Genomic DNA, 7131 nt, shown 5'->3' with positions numbered 1-7131 from the left:
ATTAATAAAAAAACTAGGAGGGTTTTAAAACCCTCCTAGTTTTCTATTTACACAGTTTTTTGGATACTGCCGTTTTTTATTGATGATTATCAAGGTTTTTATCCACTTTTTTCTTTAATTTCATTTCACAAACTGAGCATTTACCTTCTTTTTTATATGTTTTCTCTTTCTCACATTTCATAGGACATTGGTACTCATAAACGCCTTCTTTCTGTTCTTTTGATAAATCTTTAGTTACTTCTGTTTTCTGCTCTTTTTTAGTTTCTTTACAAGAAGTAAAAACTAAACTTACAGCAAAAACTGCAGCTATTATTACTATTATTTTTTTCATTATTGTTTCTTTTTTTGTTTTTTTAATTCTCCTTGATGATCTAGAATAATCTCTTCATCTCTGTATTTACAACAAGGATGTACAGAATTGTAGGCTTCTTTAGTAGCTTCTAACTTTTTATCATCAAAACCAATAACATCATGTCCTACTTTTAAAATATTTTTTTGCACAGTAGTAACATCCGTTTTACGCTCATCCATAATAAGGTTTAATTGATGCGTTTTTACGCTCCAAATTGCAAATTTTACTCCTTTTGTTTTTAAGGCGGCAGTTTCTATTCGCTTTTTACACATTCCGCAAATGCCATCAACTTCAAAAGAAATTTTTGCGTTTTTTTTCTTTTTTACTTCTTGTGATTGTGCTGAAAACCCAATCATTAACATACTTAAAATAAATATGAGTTTTTTCATTTTTTACTTGTTTTTATTTGAGTCGTTGCGAGTTTACAATACAATCTTCACTATTAATAAACAGATTAGATTGCTTCAGTCATTCTTCCTTCGCAATGACATAATGGTTATTTTATTTTAAAACGTAATCCTGCGTAAACTGCTCGTCCAAAAATTGGCGAATACACAATGGTAGTATCAAAATACGAGCCAAAAGGATTATTGCTTGCTAAAATAGGATTTTTTTGCTGAACATTTGTTAAGTTTTCTGCCCCCACATATATTTCAAATTTTTTAGAAAACACTTTTGTTATTTGCGAATTTAACAGTTGATAAGGTTTAGAATATTCTGGTAATTGATACTGAACAGGGTTTGAACTTGTATTTGGCAAACGTTGTTTGCCTATACTATTAAAAGTAACATCAAATTTCCATTTAGCACCATTTTCCTTTTCTGATGTTTCATAAGACAAGTTTGCAAAAAATCTATTTTTAGGCTGAATTGCTTTCTGTAAATTCCCTTTTTTGTAAGCTGTAGAAATATCGAAATACTTATAAGCTGCTCTAAAATTGAAATACGGCGCAATATTATAATTTAGTTCTACCTGAAAACTGTTGGCAATACTTTTTCCGTTTAAATCGTAAAAAGAAATTTGCTGCGAATTTTCCCAATCTACAACCACTTGGTTTTGAAAATTGGTTTGATAAAAATCGAAAGTAACATCACCTTTTTTATTGAATATATTAAATTTCTGCAGATAAGAAACTCCATAATTCCAAGCAATTTCTGGATTTAAACCATAAATTTTTCCACCAACATCATCAATCTTTATTTGTCTAGAACTTGCAAATAATTGCTGATTTTCTGCAAAAATATTGGCACTTCTTTTTCCTCTTCCAAAAGAGGCTCTTAACACACTGTTTTGCCAAGGAACATATCTTAAATGAAAACGTGGCGTTAAAAATGTACCTAATAAATTATGCGTATCTACTCTTAAACCGGCAGTAAAACTAAAGTTATCTAAATTATCAAACGCATATTCAAAAAAAGCACCTAAAGAATTTTCTTTTCTATCATAATTATTGATGTTTACCAATTCATCAAATTTATCATAAGTAAAACTCAAACCAGTTTTAAATTTGTTTCTAGTATCGCCAATAATCGAGTTAAAAATGAAGTTAGAATATACACTTTGATGGTTGATATTATAAGTTCTTAAACCAAAATAGGAATCTTGTTGATGATTGCTATATGCCAACTGAAAACCAAAACTTTGAAAAGGTAATTCTGGAAAAACATAGCCTAATTTAGCAGATGCATCAAAACGTTTTGTTTTAATTTCACTACCCCAAGCATTTTTTGTTCCTCTATCTGTTTGCGGATTAAAATTGAGTTCTCCTGTTTGTTTTTCATCCTTTAAAAAACGTGCATTTATAAAACTTACCCAACCTTTTTCGGCATCTGTAAATTGCCAACGATTCATTACATTAATTTGATTTGCTAAAGGGTTATCAAGAAAACCATCTTTGTTTTTGTCAAATTTTTCACCTCTATAATTTCCGTGAACATAGAAACCTGTTTGCCATTTTTCTGATACTTTTTGATTAAAATGTGTGTTTAACTCCAACCTTCCGTTTAAAGAAGAATAAGCGTTTAAAAAGAATTTGTTATCAGAAAAAGGTTTTACCAATTCTGCATTTATTTGCCCAGAAATACTTTCAAATCCGTTTACAACAGAACCTGCTCCTTTTGTAATTTGAATACTTTCTACCCAAGTTCCTGGTGTAAAAGTGAGTCCAAAAACTTGAGATGCTCCTCTTACAGAAGGAATATTTTCTTGCGTGATTAACAAATACGGACTTGTTAAACCCAACATTCTTATTTGTTTTGTACCAGTTAAAGCATCAGAAAAACTAACATCTATAGACGGATTTGTTTCAAAACTTTCTGCTAAATTACAACAAGCTGCTTTTAATAATTCTTCAGAATTTACCGTAAAAACATTGGCTGTTGTTAAGGTAGATTTAAAAGTTGCTTTTTTCTGCGTTCTAACGGTTACTTCATCCAACTCACTTTCTGGGGTTAAAAAATGATGAATTGGTTTTAAGCTGGTAATTGTAATTGTATCTGTTTTATAACCTAAATAACTTACAACTAATTTCTTATACGATTTTTTATAAGAAATTGTAAACCAGCCTTTTTTGTTTGTAATTGCGCCAACATTGGTATTTAACCAATGTACACTTGCGCCTTCAACACCTAAATTATCTTTAGGGTTAGATTTATCCATAATCATTCCTTTAAATTCGGTTTGAGAAAATATTATGAATGGGAGAAGTAGTAAAATACTACTTATAATATGTTTTTTCATTGTGTTTGATTTTAATAATTATAAACTTAGCTTCTAATTGCTAGAAACTCTTAAATAGTTAATAATTATAAAATCAAATTAAAAAAGATTGATATAAAACCTGATAATCTAAAGGTATATCTGGTGGAGAAAAGTCTTTATAGAAATTATTTTTAGATTCATTTTTGATAAATAAATCTCTATAAGAAAAATAAAAAGCAGTAACAAATTGTTGCTTACTAAAATCAAAATCATCCATAGAATTTTGTTGTAATTCATCTTGCCCTTCTATGTGATGAACCTCATCTTTACAGCAGTTTTTCTTTTTTATGGTTTCCATTTCCATACCACAATCATCAGCATTACCCATAAAAGAAACATCCATTAAAAACTCACCACAATAATGCTTTTCTACTGTAAAAGAAAAAGTAGAAAACAACACCAAAAGTGCCATTAAAAAAGATGCTATTTTAGAAAGTTTTGATTTCATTTCTAGCGCAAATTTACAATAAGATTTTCTAAAAATGATGTTAAATTATCTATTACTAAGTTTTTGATAATAAAAAGCAGGCAAAAGCAACAATAAAAACAATGGATGAATTATAAACCTTCTTACATAAAAAGGTAATAAATAACCTGTTTCGAACTTATCCTTTAGCAGAATTACAAAAGTAATGATAAGAATCATAAATGCCAACATTAAGAAAAATCCTGTAAATTTTAAATAGTCTTTTCTTTCGAACAACACCCAAATAATCGCTAAGGTAACTAATGAGTTTAAAGTATATCTAAAAAACATATCAGCAATTAAACGCCAAACATCTATTTGTGGCATTTGCGTATACAAATAATCGTTTTGAAAATAAATAATTAATGGATCGTAAAATAAATCAGCAGAAAAACCTCTTATTAAAAACAACAAGATAAAAAGACAAATTATCAAAAATATTTTTAAATATGTATTCATCTTTTATAGTTTGAAAATTTATTTACCCAAATCACCCATAACAAAAATACACAACCATATATAATTGCAGGAAAAACTAAATTGTGCAAAAACTCTTGTTTTTCAGGATATTTATAAATCAACACAGTTAATAATGCAATTCTAATTACATTAATTATATAAATAAAAAGACTTCCTAAAATCGAAAAAATAATGGTTGCTTTTATAGAGCCCGAAAATGCCACAATAAAAGCTACAAACAAAATAATTACACTAATAGAATTGCACCCCTCTATAACTCTAGCTGTATATTGATTTTCTATTAAAAGTTTTACCGATAATTCTTTTTTATGTTGCACAGCATCTGCATAATATCCAAAAAACTCTAACAACCCCTCTGTTTGATGTGCCACTAATGTGGTTATAGAAGCCGTTTTAAATTCGCCTTCTTTTTGTTGAGAGTTGTGTAAGTAAAAATTATAAATAGACACTAATATAAAATAGGTAGCAAAAAACTTAACCAAAAAAATGACAATATTTTTATGTTTTTTCACAATGAATTTTAATTTATTTTAGCAACTCAATTTTTATATAACGAATATACAAAATGAATATAGAAACTTTCAAAGAACAAGTAGATAAGATTATAAATAACAAAACTTCTTTAAAAAATAAACTTCAAGCAATTTGCGATTATTTAGAAAAAGAAATCTCTTATTATGATTGGGTAGGTTTTTATTTTAAAAACGGAGATAAAGAAGAATTAAAATTGGCTCAATATACGGGCGAAGAAACAGAACATACAATTATACCTTTTGGCAAAGGCATTTGTGGGCAAGTTGCTGTTAGTAACCAAAATTTTGTGGTACAAGATGTTAACAAACAAGACAATTATATTTCTTGTGGATGGAAAGTAAAATCTGAAATTGTAATTCCTATTTCTGTTGATAATCAAAACGTTGGGCAAATAGATATAGACTCTCACACAACAAATCCTTTTACAAAAAAAGATGAAGAGCTTTTAGAATATGTTTGCCTAAAAGTTGCTACAATTTTAGAATAAAATTGCATTTTAATTTATTTTTTTCTATGTTTGTTGAACATTTTAACAAATTATATTAATTCTATTAATCATTAACCCCCTAATAATGAGTAAAGAACATCTTACCTCGTCAGTTGCATCAAGCAATTTATCAAGTAAATTTACTAAAAAAAATAAATCCTTTTTAAATCAATTTATCAATTGGTTTCGAAATTTTATTGAAAATGCAGAATAATTTTTTTGTTAATAGTTTTTAATTCTAAACCCCTAATTATGAAAAAACAAAACGATAGCATTTTGCTAAAAATGCTACCTTTCTTGCGTAAAAACCAAGACAGAAGAACTCCTAGAGACTATACCACTCTAGTAGAAAATTTTAAAACCCGTTATCAGGTTGAGTAGTTGTTAATTTTTTATGGTTTTTTGTTATTATCTTTTTATTGCCTTAGCCGTTTGCTTTTACTAAATTTGCAAGCTTAACAAGACAACACTAAATGAGCACTTCAAAAACTATTAAATCCGCATTAATTTCGGTATTTCACAAAGATGGTTTAGCACCACTTGTAAAAAAATTAAACGACTTAAATGTAACTATCTACTCTACAGGAGGAACAGAAAAATTCATAAAAGAACTTGGAATTGACGTTGTTCCTGTAGAAGATGTTACCTCTTATCCTTCAATTTTAGGAGGACGAGTTAAAACATTACACCCTAAAGTTTTTGGAGGAATTTTAAACCGACAAAATCATAAAGGTGATGTTGTTGAAATGTCTGAATATGAAATTCCACAATTAGATTTAGTAATTGTAGATTTATATCCGTTTGAAAAAACAGTGGCTTCTGATGCATCTGAGCAAGACATTGTAGAAAAAATTGATATTGGAGGAATCTCTCTAATTAGAGCTGCTGCCAAGAATTTTAAAGACACATTTATTGTTTCTTCTATGAATCAATATGATGAGTTTTTAAACATTATTTCAGAAAATAATGGAGCAACTTCTCTTACTACAAGAAAAAAATTCGCAGCAAAAGCTTTTAATATTTCTTCTCATTACGATACTGCCATTTTTAATTATTTTAATGAAGATGAAGTAGTTTATAAAGCAAGTGAGCAAACTTCTAAAGTTTTGCGTTATGGAGAAAATCCACATCAAAAAGGATATTTCTTTGGAGATTTAGAAGCAATGTTTGATAAACTTCACGGAAAAGAATTAAGCTACAACAATCTTTTAGATGTTGATGCTGCTGTAAATTTAATAGCAGAATTTAAAGGAGAAGCACCCACTTTTGCTATTTTAAAGCATAACAATGCGTGTGGTTTTGCACAAAGAGAAACAATTAAACAAGCGTATGTAGATGCTTTAGCTGGTGATCCTGTTTCTGCTTTTGGAGGAATTCTAATAGCAAATACCGAAATAGATGAAGCTACTGCAAATGAAATCCATTCTTTATTTTGCGAAGTTGTAATTGCACCTTCTTTTTCAGAAGAAGCTTTATCAATTTTAAAAGAAAAGAAAAACAGAATTATATTAATTCAAAAAGAAACTGAATTACCAAAAACAACAGTAAGAACGTGTTTAAACGGTGCTTTAGTTCAAGATAAAGATAATATTACAGATAAATTAGAAGATTTAAAATATGTTACTAACAATAAACCTACTCAAAACGAGTTAGAAGATTTATTGTTTGCTTCTAAACTGTGTAAAAACACAAAATCTAATACCATTATTTTAGTAAAAAACAAACAATTATTGGCTGGCGGAACAGGGCAAACAAGTAGAGTTGATGCTTTAAACCAAGCCATTGAAAAAGCAAATTCTTTTGGATTTGATTTAAATGGAGCTGTAATGGCAAGTGATGCCTTTTTTCCATTTCCTGACTGTGTAGAAATTGCAAATAAAGCAGGAATAAAAAGTGTGATTCAACCAGGAGGATCTATTAAAGATCAACTAAGTATAGATTATTGTAATAACCATAATTTATCTATGGTTATGACAGGCACAAGGCATTTTAAACATTAATATATGTAATTTACAATCAGAAATTTAGTAAGTTTGTAAACATACATCAAA

Annotated in this window: 9 protein-coding genes; 3 read left to right on the top strand and 6 right to left on the bottom strand. The window is 28.5% G+C overall.

The window, feature by feature from the left end; genetic code table 11:
* Window positions 1-76 precede the first annotated feature (76 nt).
* The 6 genes from ACY2RX_RS09250 to xrtF form a co-directional block, all read right to left on the bottom strand.
* A complete protein-coding gene (locus ACY2RX_RS09250; protein ID WP_490103690.1) occupies window positions 77-331 on the bottom strand; it encodes a heavy metal-binding domain-containing protein in 255 nt (84 codons plus the stop codon).
* A complete protein-coding gene (locus tag ACY2RX_RS09245) occupies window positions 331-741 on the bottom strand; it encodes a heavy-metal-associated domain-containing protein (protein ID WP_490103689.1) in 411 nt (136 codons plus the stop codon). Before ACY2RX_RS09245 ends, ACY2RX_RS09250 begins: the two co-directional genes overlap by 1 nt.
* A gap of 107 nt (window positions 742-848) precedes the next feature.
* Window positions 849-3092, bottom strand: coding sequence for a TonB-dependent receptor (locus tag ACY2RX_RS09240; RefSeq protein WP_490103688.1), 2244 nt, complete (start codon window positions 3090-3092; stop codon window positions 849-851).
* A 73-nt stretch (window positions 3093-3165) separates the two neighbouring features.
* Window positions 3166-3561, bottom strand: coding sequence for an HYC_CC_PP family protein (locus ACY2RX_RS09235; RefSeq protein ID WP_490103687.1), 396 nt, complete (start codon window positions 3559-3561; stop codon window positions 3166-3168).
* A gap of 45 nt (window positions 3562-3606) precedes the next feature.
* A complete protein-coding gene (locus tag ACY2RX_RS09230; protein WP_490103686.1) occupies window positions 3607-4038 on the bottom strand; it encodes an exosortase F system-associated membrane protein in 432 nt (143 codons plus the stop codon).
* Entirely contained in the window at window positions 4035-4571 is a 537-nt protein-coding gene (gene xrtF / locus ACY2RX_RS09225; protein WP_490103685.1) for an exosortase family protein XrtF, read from the bottom strand. Before xrtF ends, ACY2RX_RS09230 begins: the two co-directional genes overlap by 4 nt.
* Before the next feature lie 53 nt (window positions 4572-4624).
* Here xrtF and ACY2RX_RS09220 point away from each other — a divergent pair, with 53 nt between their 5' ends.
* From ACY2RX_RS09220 to purH, 3 genes are all read left to right on the top strand, one after another.
* Window positions 4625-5080, top strand: coding sequence for a GAF domain-containing protein (locus tag ACY2RX_RS09220; protein ID WP_490103684.1), 456 nt, complete (start codon window positions 4625-4627; stop codon window positions 5078-5080).
* Window positions 5081-5332: 252 nt separating this feature from the next.
* Window positions 5333-5461: a hypothetical protein gene (locus ACY2RX_RS09215; protein ID WP_490103683.1), complete on the top strand. Its 129-nt coding sequence runs from the start codon at window positions 5333-5335 to the stop codon at window positions 5459-5461.
* Window positions 5462-5553: 92 nt separating this feature from the next.
* A complete protein-coding gene (purH, locus tag ACY2RX_RS09210) occupies window positions 5554-7080 on the top strand; it encodes a bifunctional phosphoribosylaminoimidazolecarboxamide formyltransferase/IMP cyclohydrolase (RefSeq protein ID WP_490103682.1) in 1527 nt (508 codons plus the stop codon).
* Window positions 7081-7131 lie beyond the last annotated feature (51 nt).

Source organism: Polaribacter sp. 2405UD43-2 (assembly GCF_058147125.1).
Note: the sequence above shows the minus strand (reverse complement) of the source record. Positions and strands in the feature narration are given on the sequence as shown.

Bases quoted from the DNA above. Each gene is read 5' to 3' on its own strand.
- ACY2RX_RS09230 (WP_490103686.1), bottom strand. From the start codon at position 4,038: ATGAATACATATTTAAAAATATTTTTGATAATTTGTCTTTTTATCTTG.
- ACY2RX_RS09235 (WP_490103687.1), bottom strand. From the start codon at position 3,561: ATGAAATCAAAACTTTCTAAAATAGCATCTTTTTTAATGGCACTTTTG.
- ACY2RX_RS09245 (WP_490103689.1), bottom strand. From the start codon at position 741: ATGAAAAAACTCATATTTATTTTAAGTATGTTAATGATTGGGTTTTCA.
- ACY2RX_RS09220 (WP_490103684.1), top strand. From the start codon at position 4,625: ATGAATATAGAAACTTTCAAAGAACAAGTAGATAAGATTATAAATAAC.
- purH (WP_490103682.1), top strand. From the start codon at position 5,554: ATGAGCACTTCAAAAACTATTAAATCCGCATTAATTTCGGTATTTCAC.
- ACY2RX_RS09215 (WP_490103683.1), top strand. From the start codon at position 5,333: ATGAAAAAACAAAACGATAGCATTTTGCTAAAAATGCTACCTTTCTTG.
- ACY2RX_RS09250 (WP_490103690.1), bottom strand. From the start codon at position 331: ATGAAAAAAATAATAGTAATAATAGCTGCAGTTTTTGCTGTAAGTTTA.
- ACY2RX_RS09240 (WP_490103688.1), bottom strand. From the start codon at position 3,092: ATGAAAAAACATATTATAAGTAGTATTTTACTACTTCTCCCATTCATA.